A 13,719-nucleotide genomic window follows, 5' to 3' on the forward strand; every position below is an offset into this window, starting at 1 on the left:
GCAGGTGCATCGCAAGTGGAAATGATATCGATTCAATATCCGCCTCCGCCGGACGGAAGCCTGTCCGAAGCGGGCATCTCGCTCGCGATCGGGCATTTCGACGGCGTTCATAAAGGCCATCGCAACGTCATACTCCGGGCGGTGGAGGCAGCCAAGGAGAAAGGTCTTGCCGCTTCGGTCATGACGTTTCATCCGCATCCGAAGGAAGTGCTGGGCCGCGGCGAGCGGTATTTCACCTGCCTGACGCCGCTCGAGCTGAAGCGCGAGCAGTTTGCCGCTTTGGGCGTCGAACGGCTGTATGTGATGAAATTCGACCTGACGTTTGCCGCGGTTACGCCCGAGGCGTTCGTCCGGGAAGTGCTTGTTCCACTGAACGTAAAGCATGCGGTCGTCGGCTTCGATTTCCGGTTCGGCACCCGCGGAGCGGGTACGGCGGAAGAGCTGCGGCGGCTCGGCGGCGACCGCTTCGATACGGATATTATGGAGGCGCTTCGGCTTCACGGGCGGAAAGTCAGCAGCACGCGGGTGCGCGACGCGCTGGCCGAAGGCGATGCCCGTCTTGCCGCCGAGCTGCTCGGCCGGCCGTACGAAGTGCGGGGCACGGTCGTGCACGGAGACAAGCGGGGGCGGACGATCGGTTTTCCGACTGCGAACTTGGGCATGACGGACCCGTATGTGACGCCCCGCCTCGGCGTCTACGCCGTAACGGTGGAGATCGAAGGCACCGCTTACCCGGCCGTGTTAAACAACGGAATGAAGCCGACCTTCAACAAAGACGGCTTTCAGCCCGTCATGGAGGCGCATCTGCTCGATTTCAACGGCGATTTGTACGGCAAGAAAATGGCGATCCGCTTCCATGAGTTTATCCGGCCCGAGCAGCGGTTCGCGTCCGTAGACGAACTGGCCGCCCAAATCGCCGCCGACGCCGCTGCGGCGCGGGACATTATGGCCAGAGACGCCGCCGGAGCGGCGGATGCGCGCATCCGCTGACAGGGCTTGTCCCGAAATGGCGGTTTTTCAATTTACTTTTTCATTTCGAATGTGGTATACTTGGTAACGTTGCGCGGTACCGTTGGATGAGATCGCCATTCGGCGGCAATGCGCAACGAACCTCGGCTTGGCCGTGCGCGCTCACCGGCGGCGACTGGGCTGACGGGGATCGATCGAATCAAGGAGGTGAACGATATGGCTATTACGCAAGAACGCAAACAGGAACTGATCGAACAGCACAAAACCCACGAGAACGACACGGGGTCTCCGGAAGTGCAAATCGCCATTTTGACGGAGAACATCGCCAATTTGACCGAGCATTTGCGGGAGCATAAGAAGGATCACCATTCCCGCCGCGGTCTGCTGAAGATGGTCGGGCAGCGCCGCAAGCTGCTGGCTTATCTGAAAAAGAAAGACGTGCAGCGTTACAGCGCGTTGATCGAGAAACTCGGCCTTCGCCGATAAGCGGTGCGTTCAGAAGCAACCTGATTGTTCAGCAATCCGGAGTTTTTCGGACTTGCTGCGACAGGTTGCTTTTTGGTATCGTGCGTTCTCCGTTCAAGCGCATTTGTTTGAAGGCCCCGGGAAGGAATTGCGGGCAACATGTCGAAATGAAGATTGGTGACAGGAGGGATACTATTGGTTCATCGCGTAGAAATGTCGCTGGCCGGCAGACCGCTCGTGCTGGAGACGGGAAGACTGGGCAAGCAGGCCAATGCGGCCGTAACGGTGCGGTATGGCGATACCGTCGTGCTCTGTACCGTAACGGCGTCGTCGGAGCCGAAAAATCTTGATTTTTTTCCGTTGACCGTCAACTATGAGGAGCGCTTGTATGCCGTCGGCAAAATTCCCGGCGGTTTTATCAAGCGGGAAGGAAGGCCGAGCGAGAAAGCGATACTGGCCAGCCGTCTGACGGACAGGCCGATTCGGCCGCTTTTTCCCGAAGGGTTCCGCAACGAGGTGCAAATCGTCGATCTCGTCATGAGCGTCGACCAGGACTGCTCCCCCGAAATCGCGGCCATGATCGGCACGTCAGCGGCGCTTACGATTTCCGACGTACCGTTTAACGGTCCGATCGGCGGCGTCATTGTCGGGCGGGTCGACGGCCAGTTCGTCATTAACCCGACCGTCGAGCAGGAAGCGAAGAGCGATATCTATGTCGTCGTGGCCGGTACGAAGGACGCGATCATGATGGTCGAGGCCGAAGCGAACGAAGTGCCGGAAGACGTCATCCTCGAAGCGATTATGTTCGGCCATGAGGAGATCAAAAACATCGTCGCCGTCATCGAGGAGCTTCGCGGTCTCGCCGGCAAGGAAAAGATGGAAGTGCAGCTGCATCAGGTGGATGCCGAAGTGAATGCGGCCGTTCGGGCGTATGCCGCCGAGCGTCTGATCGAAGCGATCCGGATTCCGGAGAAGCAGGCGCGTCAGGATGCGATCGACGCCATCAACGACGAAACGGTTGCCCATTTCGAAACCGTATACGCCGAAACGCCGGAGCTTCTTTCCGACGTCAAGGAAGTGCTGCACAATATCGTCAAAGAAGAAGTCCGCCGTCTCATTACGCACGACAAAGTGCGGCCGGACGGGCGTGCGCTGAATGAAATCCGTCCGATCGAATGCGATACGGCGCTGCTGCCGCGCACTCACGGATCGGGCCTGTTTACGCGTGGACAAACCCAGGCGCTCAGCATCTGCACGCTCGGAGCGCTCGGCGACGTGCAAATTTTGGACGGCATCGATCTGGAAGAATCGAAGCGGTTCATGCATCACTACAATTTTCCGCCGTTCAGCGTAGGTGAAGCGCGTCCGCTGCGCGCGCCGGGCCGCCGGGAAATCGGACACGGAGCGCTGGGCGAACGGGCGCTGTCCAAGGTCATTCCGCCGGAATCGGAATTTCCGTACACGATCCGCCTCGTTTCCGAGGTGCTGGAGTCGAACGGCTCGACGTCCCAGGCGAGCATTTGCGCCAGCACGCTGGCGATGATGGACGCAGGCGTTCCGATCAAGGCGCCGGTTGCGGGCATTGCGATGGGATTGATTAAAGACGGCGATCAATTCTCCATCCTGACGGATATTCAGGGCATGGAAGACCATCTGGGTGATATGGACTTCAAAGTTGCGGGCACAGCCAACGGCGTAACGGCCATTCAGATGGACATCAAAATCGACGGCATCGACCGGGCTATTCTGTCGCAGGCGCTGGAGCAAGCGCGCGAAGGCCGGTTGTTCATTCTCGACAAGATGCTGGAAGCGATCAAGGAGCCGCGCAAAAGCTTGTCCCCGTATGCGCCGAAGATCGTCACGCTGCAGATCAATCCGGACAAAATCCGCGACGTTATCGGAGCGGGCGGCAAAATCATCAACAAAATTATCGAGGAAACCGGCGTCAAAATCGACATCGAGCAGGACGGTATGGTTTATATCGCATCGTCGGACGAGGCGGCCAACCTTCGCGCCAAACAGATTATCGAAGGCATCGTCAAGGAAGTCGTCGTCGGCGAAATATACGAAGGCACCGTCAAGCGCATCGAGAAGTTCGGCGCATTCGTCGAAATATTGCCGAACAAGGAAGGGCTCGTGCACATTTCGCAGCTGGCTGCAGAGCGCGTAGCCAAAGTCGAGGACGTCGTCAAAATCGGCGATATCGTTACGGTAAAAGTGACGGAAATCGATCAGCTGGGGCGCATCAATTTGTCCCGCAAGGCGGTACTGGCTTCACAGGTGCAGGCGAAATAGCCGGCCGCATGGCGGATCGCAGCCTATAAAGCATGAAACGAACAAAGAGTCAGAGTCGATCTGTCTCTTTTTTGTTTTCTCTCATAATCTCGTCCCCCCGTACATACTAATGGAAACGAAGACAAGCGCAGGGGGATAAAGTATGAACATACGAAAACTCGCGGGTCTGGCCGCAGGCTTGCTGCTTGTAGCCGCTGTATACAAGCTGCATGACGGTTTGGCGGATTATATCGATTATGTCAAAAGCGGCCTGCCGCAGCTCGCCGCGCCCGTTTCGGCCTGGCCGTCCTCTGCTGACGGAAGCAGGCTCTACGAGCGGATTCGGCAGGAGGCGGACAAGCGCTTCGAGCCTCCGGTCAACGCCGTCGTCGATCGGATATGGAAAGCGATTCCCGGTTACAACGGACGGGAAGTGGATATCGAGCAAACCTATATCGCCAATGCCGGCATCGGCCCCGAGGACGAGATCACGTATATATACCGGGAAATCGAGCCGGAGATCGGGTTGGACCAGCTCGGCCCTCATCCGATATACCGGGGCAATCCGCGCAAGGCGATGGTGTCGCTGATGATCAACGTGGCCTGGGGCAACGAATATTTGGAGCCGATGCTCGACACGCTGGACCGGGAAGGCGTCAAGGCGACTTTTTTTTTGGACGGCAGCTGGCTCTCCAAATACCCCGACTACGCGAAGGCGATTCAGAAACGAGGGCATGAAATTTCCAATCACGCCTATTCCCATCCCGATATGAGCAAGCTGAGCCGGGCCGCCGCCTACCAGCAGATCGACAAGACGGAGAAGCTGCTGCGGTCGGTGCTCGGCGTAACGGATAACCGCTGGTTCGCTCCGCCTTCGGGCGACTACAACCAGACGACGGTCGAAATTGCCGCCGAGCTAGGCCTGAAGACCGTATTGTGGACGATCGATACGGTCGACTGGAAGAAACCGCCGGCCGATGCGGTCGTCGCCAAAATTTCCGCGAAGCTGGAGCCGGGATCGCTCATTCTGATGCATCCGACGTCCACGTCGAGGGATGCGCTGGCCGGCATCATTGCCGCCGCCAAAAAGAAAGGCTACGCCCTGGGGACCGTTAGCGAAACGCTGTCTTCCAGACGGGCGCCGGTTGAGGGCCGGCATTAATTTTGCTATAGTGGTATTCATGCGAGACGAACAAGACGATTTGTCCGCTGTTTTCCGCAGCGGAAAACACGGATAAGGAGGAAACCGGGTGAACAAATATACGCTAAGCAACGGCTTGCGCGTCGTAGTAGAAAATATCCCCACTTGCCGATCGGTTTCTTTCGGTATCTGGGTCAGAACGGGTTCCCGCGACGAAACCGCGGAGAACAACGGCATCTCCCATTTTATCGAACATATGTTGTTCAAGGGCACGAAACGTCGTTCGGCCAAAGATATCGCCGATTTGTTCGACGGTATCGGGGGGAACGTCAACGCGTTTACGGCTAAAGAATACACCTGCTATTTCGCCAAGGTGCTGGATGAGCATTTGCCGCTCGCTGTGGACGCATTGTCCGATATGTTCTTCGAATCGCAGTTCGACGAAGAGGAATTGGCCAAGGAGAAAAACGTCATCTTCGAGGAAATCGCCATGTATGAGGATACGCCGGACGACAAGGTTCACGACGAAGCTTCCCGCGCGTCGTTCGGAGACCATCCGCTGGCCTATTCGATCCTCGGTCTGGAGGAACGGCTTTCCGCCATGAATCCCGACTCGCTTCGCGATTATATGAACGAGCATTACCGGATCGACAATACGGTCATCAGCGTTGCCGGCAACGTGCAGGACGAGCCGCTATTGGAACTGCTCGAGCGCCATTTCGGACGGTTCGCGGTCCGGGGCGGCGGAGGGCAGGTGGAGCCGGCCGAATTTGCAGGGCGCCTTCTATTTCATAAGAAGAAAACCGAGCAGAACCATCTGTGCCTGTCGTTCCCGGGCCGTTCGATATCCGATCCGCAGCTGTATGCGATCATTTTGCTGAACAATGCGCTGGGCGGCGGCATGAGCTCCCGGCTGTTCCAGGAAATCCGCGAGAAGCGGGGACTGGCCTATTCCGTCTATTCTTACCATACGTCATATGCCGATACGGGGCTGTTTACGATTTATGCGGGCACGGCGCCGAAACAGACGAAGGAGGTGCTCGATCTGATCATCGAACAGATCGGGGAGCTGGCGGCCAAAGGCTTGTCCGAAGCCGAGCTGCACCGCGGCAAGGAACAGCTGAAGGGCAGTCTCATTCTCAGCCTGGAAAGTACGGGCAGCCGAATGAACCGTCTCGGGAAAAACGAATTGATGCTCGGCCGGCATTATACTTTGGATGAGATGCTCGAAAGAATCGATGCGGTGACGATGAACGATATTCGCGAAGTGACGGAAAGCATGCTGGCCGTTCCGTTCGCGGTGGCGATGGTCGGAACGAACGACAAGGCCGTCGCTTCGGTAAGGAGGGACATCTTTGTATCCAGTCAAGTTTAAACGGTTGTCCGGGAATGAAGATATTCCGTTGCCCCGGCGCATGTCCGAATGGGCGGCCGGCTTCGATCTGCACGCGGCCGTCGAGCAGCCGCTCGTGCTTGCGCCCGGGGAGCGCGCGCTCATCCCGACCGGCTTCGCCATGGCGATGCCGCCGCAGCTCGAGGCGCAAATCCGCCCGCGCAGCGGCCTGGCCTACAAGCACGGCATTACGTGCCTCAATTCGCCCGGAACGATCGATGCCGATTACCGGGGCGAGGTGAAGGTGCTGCTCGTCAATCTCGGCAGCGAGCCGTTCACGATCGAGCGCGGGGAGCGGATCGCCCAGATGGTATTTCAGACCGTTCCGGCCGTGTCGATCGAGGAATGCGACGAGCTGCCGGACACGGAGCGCGGAACCGGCGGGTTCGGGCATACCGGAGTGTAACTCCGCCGGACCGCGGCTGAAGCCTCCGTCACCGCCGACAACCGGCGGCGACGGAGGCTTTTTTGTTCGGCTTCGGACGAGCCGCGCAAATCGGACGACAAATAAGGCCCGAACGGTTTCACCCCCTTTTAGGCGTACGCATATGATGGTGCATAACCGCGTGTAGCGCAGAAAGGAGTGGGACCAGATGCTGACGGGAGTTCATGTTCTGTTGATCGGCGGCGACGCCAGGCAGCTCGAAATCATCCGCAAGTTGGCCGAGTTGGACGCGACCGTTACGGTCGTCGGTTTCGACGGCTTGCAGCAGCCGCCGGAAGGGGCGACGCCGGCGCAGCTCGGAGAGGAACTGTTCGACAATGCCGATGCCGTCATTCTCCCGGCGGTCGGAACCGAGGACGACGGAACGGTTACGGCGGTATTCACCGACCGCCAGCTGAAGCTGACCGGGGAGATGATCGGCCGGCTGCCGAAGCACAGCAAAGTATATACCGGCATGGCCAAGTCTTATTTGCGCCAATTGTGCGAAAATCACGGGATTGCCCTCGTAGAGCTGTTCGACAGGGACGACGTTGCCATTTATAATTCGATACCGACCGCGGAAGGCGCGATTATGATGGCGATTCAGCATACGGATATTACGCTTCACGGTTCGTCCTGCACCGTGCTCGGACTCGGAAGAACGGGTCTGACGCTGGCGCGGACGCTGCAAGGATTGGGGGCGAAAGTGAAAGCCGGCGTCCGTCGCCCCGAGCATTACGCCAGAGCCTGGGAAATGGGCTTTGAGCCTTTCTACGTCAAGCAATTGCAGCATCACGTCGGGAATATTGACTTGCTTTTTAATACAATTCCGACTATGATAGTCACAGCGCAAATTATTGCCCATATGCCTTCGCGCGCCGTTATTATCGACCTCGCTTCGAAGCCCGGCGGAACTGATTTCCGCTATGCCGAGAAGCGCGGAATGAAGGCGCTGCTGGCACCCGGACTTCCCGGAATCGTTGCACCCAAAACAGCAGGACGTATTATGGCGGAATGCCTAGGCCGGTTGATTTTGGAAGATCATTCGCAACGGGGGAATGGGCTATGAATTGGACGGGAAAAACGGTGGGCTACGCCTTGTCGGGTTCACATTGCACCTTTGAGGAAGTAATGCCGCAAATCCAGCGGTTCGTCGATGCCGGCGCGCGCGTCATTCCGATCGTGTCCCAGACGCTGATGACGACGGATACGAGATTCGGCACGTCCGCGCACTGGCAGCAGCAGCTGAAGGAAATTACGGGGGAAGAGATCGTTTCCACGATCGTGCAGGCGGAGCCGCTAGGTCCGTCCAAGCTGCTGGACGTGCTGCTCATTGCGCCGTGTACGGGCAATACGACGAGCAAACTCGCGAATGCGATGACGGACAGTGCGGTGCTGATGGCGGCGAAGGTGCAAATGCGCAATCAACGGCCTGTCGTTCTGGCCATATCGACGAATGACGGCCTTGGTCTCAATGCGGCCAACATCGCCAAGCTGCTCGTCGCCAAAAATATTTACTTTGTGCCGTTCGGTCAAGACAACCCGGCGCAGAAGCCGAATTCGCTGGTGGCGCGCATGGATCTGGTGATGGAAGCGTGCGAAGCGGCGCTTGAAGGCAGACAACTGCAGCCGCTTTTGATCGAGCGTTTTCGCGATTAACGCGGCATGTGCCTTACCGGCGCTGTTCCGATAGAAAGATGATTCCGCCGTCCGATCTGTGGGCGGCCGTCCCGCATTCGGGAACCTTTTGCGTATGCCGGCGGAACATAACATGTGGAGAGGGGAGACGACATCGATGTCGAATCAAAAATTGTACAACGTAGCCGTAGTAGGGGCGACCGGAGCCGTAGGGGAGCAAATTATCAAACTTCTCGAAGAACGCGATTTCCCCATCAATCGGTTGAAGCTGTTATCTTCCGCCCGTTCCGCAGGCAAGACCGTCGTCTTCAAGGGTCGGGAAATTACGGTTGAAGAAGCAACGCCGGACAGCTTCGAAGGGATCGATATCGCCCTGTTCAGCGCCGGCGGCGACGTCAGCAAGGCGCTCGCGCCGCATGCCGTCGAGCGCGGCGCCATCTGCATCGACAATACGAACGCCTTCCGGATGGATCCGGATACGCCGCTGGTCGTCCCGGAGGTCAACATCGAGAAGGCGAACGAGCACAAAGGCATTATCGCCAATCCGAACTGTTCCACCATCCAGATGGTTGCGGCGCTCAAGCCGCTGTACGACCGTTACGGCATTTCGCGCATCATCGTATCGACCTATCAGGCGGTGTCGGGTGCGGGCAGCCGGGCGATCGACGAGCTGCTGCGCCAGACGCGCGACGTCCTGGACGGCAAGGAGGCGAAACCGGAAATTTTGCCGGTCGGCTCGCTGCCGGTCAAGCATCAGATCGCCTTCAACGCGATCCCGCAGATCGACAAATTCCAGGATAACGGCTATACGCTGGAAGAGATGAAGATGGTCCGCGAGACCAAAAAAATTATGGGCGACGATTCGATCGAAGTAACGGCCACCTGCGTCCGGATTCCGGTTGTGAAAGGCCATTCCGAATCGGTTTATGTCGAACTGAAAAGCGACTTCGAGCTGGAAGACGTCCGGAAGCTGCTGGCGGAAGCGCCCGGCGTTACGCTTGTCGACGATACCGCTGCGCAGCGCTATCCGCTGGCGACGGAAGCGGCGGACAAACCGGACGTATTCGTCGGCCGCCTGCGCCGCGACCTCGGCAACGAGCGCGCGCTGAACATGTGGATCGTATCCGATAATCTGCTGAAAGGCGCGGCCTGGAACGCCGTACAGATCGCCGAATATTTCGCAGCCAAACAAGTATAACAAGCTCCGTCACCATTCGCCGTTCCTCATCCGCGGACACGATTGTCGGACAGACAACTTGTCACAGAGGAGAGAGCCGATTTGCGCATCCTGGTACAAAAATTCGGCGGGACGTCGCTGTCGACCAAGCAGGCGCGGGAACGCGTAATCGCCCACATCGTGCGGGAACGGAATGCGGGGTACGGCCTGACGGTCGTCGTCTCCGCCATGGGCCGCAGCGGCGATCCGTACGCGACGGATACGCTGCTCGGACTGATCCGCGAGAACGGGGACAGTCTCCCGCCGCGCGAGAAAGATATGCTGCTCGCTTGCGGCGAAACGATCGCCGCGGCAACCTTGTGCAGCCTGCTGAATGCGATAGGCGTTCCCGCCGTCGTGCTGACCGGAGGACAGGCCGGAATGATAACCGATTCCCGATTCGGCGATGCGCGCATAACGGAAGTGCGGCCGGAAGCGATGCTGAACCATATGCGCGGCGGCAAGGTCGTCATCGTCACGGGATTCCAGGGACAGAACAAGGATGGCGATGTCACGACGCTCGGCCGCGGCGGCAGCGATACGTCCGCTACGGCGATCGGCGCCGCATTGCGATCGGAATATGTCGATATTTATACCGATGTGAACGGGATATTGACGGCCGACCCGCGCTTTGTCGAAGATGCGCGTCTTTTGCCGGTTGCCGGCTATGCCGAAATTTGCAATATGGCGCGGCAAGGGGCGAAGGTGATTCATCCGCGGGCGATCGAAATCGCTCAGCAGGCCGGCATTCCGCTGCGCGTCCGTTCGACTTTTTCCGACGATGAGGGGACGCTGGTAACGGACGAACGGCGGGCCGCCGCGCTGGCCATCAAAGACCGGCATGTGACGGGCATCGCCCATGTGCAGGGCGTGACCCAAATTTCCGTCTTTGCCCCGGAAGGGCGGAACGACGTGCAGCTGCAGGTGTTTCAGGCCATGGCCAAAAACGGAATCAGCGTCGATTTTATCAATGTTACGCCCGGCGGAGCCGTTTATACTGTGTTCGACAGCGACGCTCCGCTGGCGCTGCGGGTGCTGGAGGAGATCGGTTACAAGCCGAAGGCGCTCAGCGGCTGCACGAAAGTGTCGGTCATCGGCGGCGGGATGAACGGCGTTCCGGGGATAATGGCCCGGATTGTGGCGGCGTTGACCGAACGGAATATCCCGATTTTGCAGTCGGCGGATTCCAATTCGACCATCTGGGTGCTCGTCCGGGAGGAAAATACGGCGGAAGCGCTGCGTGCGCTTCATGCGAAATTCGAGCTCCATTTGGGCCTTGAAGCCGCTGGCGGATATTGATTTGGAATAAAAACGGTGCAATTTCATTTTTGACGAATGGTCCGATCGCTCGGGCTATGGAACGACTAGGAGGAGTCGGCATGGATTTTGGCAGATTGATCACCGCAATGGTGACGCCGTTCGACCGTAACGGCGAAATCGATTGGGAGACGACGGAACGACTGATTCAATATTTGATCGACGAGCAGAAGAGCGACGCGCTGGTTGTGTCCGGCACGACGGGAGAATCCCCGACGCTGACCGACGAAGAGAAGATCGAGCTGTTCCGCTTTGCGGTGGAAAAAGCTGGCGGCCGGTGCAAAATTATCGCCGGCACGGGAAGCAACAATACGAAGCATTCCATCCATTTGACCCAAGCAGCGGAGCGCTGCGGCGTCGACGGCATTCTGCTTGTCGTTCCCTATTACAACAAGCCGAGTCAGGAAGGCATGTATCAGCATTTCAAGTCGATCGCCGATTCGACCAGACTGCCGATCATGCTGTACAACGTTCCAGGCCGTACCGGCGCATCGCTGACCGCCGAGACGACGCTTCGTCTGGCGCAGCTGCCGAATGTGACGTCTGTCAAGGAATGCGCTTCGCTCGATCAGATGACGCAAATTATCGCGGGCGCTCCGGAAGGCTTCCGCCTGTACAGCGGCGACGACAGCGTGACGCTGCCGGCGCTCAGCATCGGCGCACACGGCATTGTCAGCGTGGCCAGTCATATTGTCGGCTCGGAAATGAAAACGATGATTGAAGCCTATTTGAAAGGCGAGGTTGCGGAGGCGGCGCGTCTTCATCGGCAGCTGCACCCGATTTTCAAAGGTTTGTTCGAATGTCCGCACCCGGTTCCGAATCCGGTTCCGGTCAAGTATGCGCTTAGCTTGCGGGGCATGCCCGTCGGCGGCGTCCGTCTGCCGCTCACGCTAGCGAGCGAGGCGGAGGAAGCGTTTATCCGCCGGCTTGTATCAAGATGATATCGGGCATTCATTCCTATCTCGACCGGTGCCATCGGCATCGGCTTTTTGTTTTTCGGAGACACTGGTTTCACGGCTGAAATCGCGACGACTTGTGTTCGGTTAAATCGATCATGTATAATGGGGTCAAGTGACTGGTGCGGCAATTATTTGAAAATCGAATAAGTTGGAGCGGCGGCCAACGGACCATGGCACATTCGCGAAGTCACAGCGGCTTCGAAAATTTGTAGGAGGTATAGATACACTTGTCAAAGAAGAACAACCAGGATAAGCTGCTTATTTTTGCGCTGGGTGGCGTTGGCGAAATCGGAAAAAATATGTACGTCGTACAATATGGAAACGATATCGTCGTCGTCGATGCCGGCCTGAAATTCCCGGAAGAGGATATGCTTGGCATCGATATCGTCATTCCGGACATTACGTACTTGACCGACAATCGAGACAAAGTACGGGGAATTTTGCTTACGCACGGACATGAGGATCATATCGGCGGACTGCCGTACGTGCTGAAACATTTGAACGTTCCGGTATACGGTACGAAATTGACGCTCGGACTTGTAGAAGGAAAGCTGAAGGAAGCCGGTCTTCTCGGCGAAACGAAGCGCATTCTGATCAACGCCGACTCGGAAGTGCAGCTCGGCTCGATTCGCGCGTCGTTTTTCAAAACGAATCACAGCATTCCGGATTCTGTCGGGGTTTGCCTCGATACGCCGGAAGGAATTGTCGTTCATACGGGCGACTTCAAGTTCGACCATACGCCCGTCAACGATCAATTCGCCGACCTTCAGCGTATCGCGGAAATCGGCAAGCGCGGCGTTCTCGCGCTGCTGTCGGACAGCACGAATGCGGAACGCCCGGGCTTTACGCCGTCGGAAAGCAATATCGGAAACGAATTGGAAGCGATATTCCGCAAAGCGACGCAGCGCATCGTCATCGCGACATTCGCTTCGAACGTGCACCGCATTCAACAAGTCTTCAATGCCGCGATGGCGACCCGCCGCAAAATCGCCGTCGTCGGCCGAAGCATGGTCAATGTCGTCACTATCGCTTCCGAGCTCGGCTATTTGAACATTCCGGAAGGCATGCTGATCGAGCCCGAAGAAGTGAACAAGATGGCGGCGGACCGCGTCGTCGTGCTTTGCACGGGCAGTCAGGGCGAGCCGATGTCGGCGCTCACCCGCATGGCCCGCTCGACGCACCGCAAGGTGGATATTTTGCCCGGGGATACGGTCATTATTGCCGCAACGCCGATTCCCGGCAACGAACGTTACGTCGGCAGAACGGTCGACGAATTGTTCCGGCTTGGCGCAAACGTGATTTACGGACCCGGTTCCGTATCGCGTGTACACGTTTCCGGTCACGGCAGCCAAGAGGAACTGAAGCTTATGCTGAACCTGATTCGTCCGAAATATTTCATCCCGATTCACGGGGAATACCGGATGCTGCATCATCACGCCAAGCTGGGCGAATCGATCGGCATCGAGAAAGACAACATTTTCATTATCGACAACGGCGACACGGTTGAATTCCAGGGCGGCGTTGCGCGCAAAAGCGGCAAAGTGCCTGCCGGCAACGTGCTGATCGACGGACTTGGCGTCGGCGACGTCGGCAACATCGTGCTTCGGGACCGCAAGCTGCTGTCCCAGGACGGCATTCTCGTCATCGTCGTCACGCTCAGCAAGCAGGACGGCAAAATTTTGTCCGGTCCGGACATTATTTCCCGCGGCTTCGTCTATGTAAGGGAGTCGGAAGGACTGCTTGACGAAGCGAATCGCATCGTCACGTCGACGCTGAACAAGCTGATGAACGACAATGTCAACGAATGGGCTTCGCTCAAGACGAACGTCAAGGAGGCGCTCGGACGTTTTCTGTACGAGCAGACGCGGCGCCGCCCGATGATTTTGCCCATTATTATGGAAGTGTAACCGCAGTCAGGAAGCG

At 57.8% G+C, this 13,719-nt stretch carries 12 protein-coding genes; all 12 read left to right on the forward strand.

Annotation, left to right across the window (positions count from 1 at the left end):
• Nucleotides 1–21: 21 nt before the first annotated feature.
• Entirely contained in the window at nucleotides 22–990 is a 969-nt protein-coding gene (locus ABEV74_RS12685) for a bifunctional riboflavin kinase/FAD synthetase (protein WP_430146518.1), read from the forward strand.
• A gap of 195 nt (nucleotides 991–1,185) precedes the next feature.
• On the forward strand, nucleotides 1,186–1,455 hold the full coding sequence (gene rpsO / locus ABEV74_RS12690; protein WP_062492607.1) for a 30S ribosomal protein S15: 270 nt from the start codon (nucleotides 1,186–1,188) through the stop codon (nucleotides 1,453–1,455).
• A gap of 174 nt (nucleotides 1,456–1,629) precedes the next feature.
• The gene (pnp, locus tag ABEV74_RS12695; protein ID WP_145977197.1) at nucleotides 1,630–3,729 is read left to right on the forward strand and encodes a polyribonucleotide nucleotidyltransferase; all 2,100 of its coding nucleotides are present in this window, start codon (nucleotides 1,630–1,632) and stop codon (nucleotides 3,727–3,729) included.
• A 142-nt stretch (nucleotides 3,730–3,871) separates the two neighbouring features.
• Entirely contained in the window at nucleotides 3,872–4,870 is a 999-nt protein-coding gene (locus tag ABEV74_RS12700) for a polysaccharide deacetylase family protein (protein WP_430146442.1), read from the forward strand.
• Nucleotides 4,871–4,958: 88 nt separating this feature from the next.
• Nucleotides 4,959–6,224 carry a M16 family metallopeptidase gene (locus tag ABEV74_RS12705; RefSeq protein ID WP_062492609.1) on the forward strand — a complete coding sequence of 422 codons (1,266 nt, stop codon included), beginning with the start codon at nucleotides 4,959–4,961 and terminating at the stop codon, nucleotides 6,222–6,224.
• Nucleotides 6,205–6,648, forward strand: a complete 444-nt coding sequence (gene dut / locus ABEV74_RS12710) for a dUTP diphosphatase (RefSeq protein WP_062492610.1) — start codon at nucleotides 6,205–6,207, stop codon at nucleotides 6,646–6,648. Before ABEV74_RS12705 ends, dut begins: the two co-directional genes overlap by 20 nt.
• A gap of 187 nt (nucleotides 6,649–6,835) precedes the next feature.
• Nucleotides 6,836–7,735: a dipicolinate synthase subunit DpsA gene (dpsA, locus tag ABEV74_RS12715; protein WP_430146444.1), complete on the forward strand. Its 900-nt coding sequence runs from the start codon at nucleotides 6,836–6,838 to the stop codon at nucleotides 7,733–7,735.
• Complete coding sequence (locus ABEV74_RS12720; RefSeq protein ID WP_430146446.1) at nucleotides 7,732–8,325, forward strand: dipicolinate synthase subunit B; 594 nt, start codon at nucleotides 7,732–7,734, stop codon at nucleotides 8,323–8,325. Before dpsA ends, ABEV74_RS12720 begins: the two co-directional genes overlap by 4 nt.
• Nucleotides 8,326–8,461: 136 nt before the next feature.
• The gene (locus tag ABEV74_RS12725) at nucleotides 8,462–9,502 is read left to right on the forward strand and encodes an aspartate-semialdehyde dehydrogenase (RefSeq protein ID WP_062492613.1); all 1,041 of its coding nucleotides are present in this window, start codon (nucleotides 8,462–8,464) and stop codon (nucleotides 9,500–9,502) included.
• Between the two features lie 81 nt (nucleotides 9,503–9,583).
• Nucleotides 9,584–10,819, forward strand: coding sequence for an aspartate kinase (gene dapG / locus ABEV74_RS12730; RefSeq protein ID WP_430146448.1), 1,236 nt, complete (start codon nucleotides 9,584–9,586; stop codon nucleotides 10,817–10,819).
• Between the two features lie 80 nt (nucleotides 10,820–10,899).
• Complete coding sequence (gene dapA, locus ABEV74_RS12735; RefSeq protein ID WP_430146450.1) at nucleotides 10,900–11,778, forward strand: 4-hydroxy-tetrahydrodipicolinate synthase; 879 nt, start codon at nucleotides 10,900–10,902, stop codon at nucleotides 11,776–11,778.
• Between the two features lie 245 nt (nucleotides 11,779–12,023).
• Nucleotides 12,024–13,703, forward strand: a complete 1,680-nt coding sequence (locus ABEV74_RS12740; protein WP_430146452.1) for a ribonuclease J — start codon at nucleotides 12,024–12,026, stop codon at nucleotides 13,701–13,703.
• Nucleotides 13,704–13,719 lie beyond the last annotated feature (16 nt).

This window comes from Paenibacillus cisolokensis (assembly GCF_050481165.1).
Lineage (GTDB): Bacteria > Bacillota > Bacilli > Paenibacillales > Paenibacillaceae > Paenibacillus_AH > Paenibacillus_AH cisolokensis.

Excerpts from the sequence above, each read along its gene's own strand:
- ABEV74_RS12685 (WP_430146518.1), top strand. The coding sequence starts at position 22 with ATGATATCGATTCAATATCCGCCTCCGCCGGACGGAAGCCTGTCCGAA.
- rpsO (WP_062492607.1), top strand. The coding sequence starts at position 1,186 with ATGGCTATTACGCAAGAACGCAAACAGGAACTGATCGAACAGCACAAA.
- ABEV74_RS12700 (WP_430146442.1), top strand. The coding sequence starts at position 3,872 with ATGAACATACGAAAACTCGCGGGTCTGGCCGCAGGCTTGCTGCTTGTA.
- dpsA (WP_430146444.1), top strand. The coding sequence starts at position 6,836 with ATGCTGACGGGAGTTCATGTTCTGTTGATCGGCGGCGACGCCAGGCAG.
- ABEV74_RS12720 (WP_430146446.1), top strand. The coding sequence starts at position 7,732 with ATGAATTGGACGGGAAAAACGGTGGGCTACGCCTTGTCGGGTTCACAT.
- ABEV74_RS12725 (WP_062492613.1), top strand. The coding sequence starts at position 8,462 with ATGTCGAATCAAAAATTGTACAACGTAGCCGTAGTAGGGGCGACCGGA.
- dapA (WP_430146450.1), top strand. The coding sequence starts at position 10,900 with ATGGATTTTGGCAGATTGATCACCGCAATGGTGACGCCGTTCGACCGT.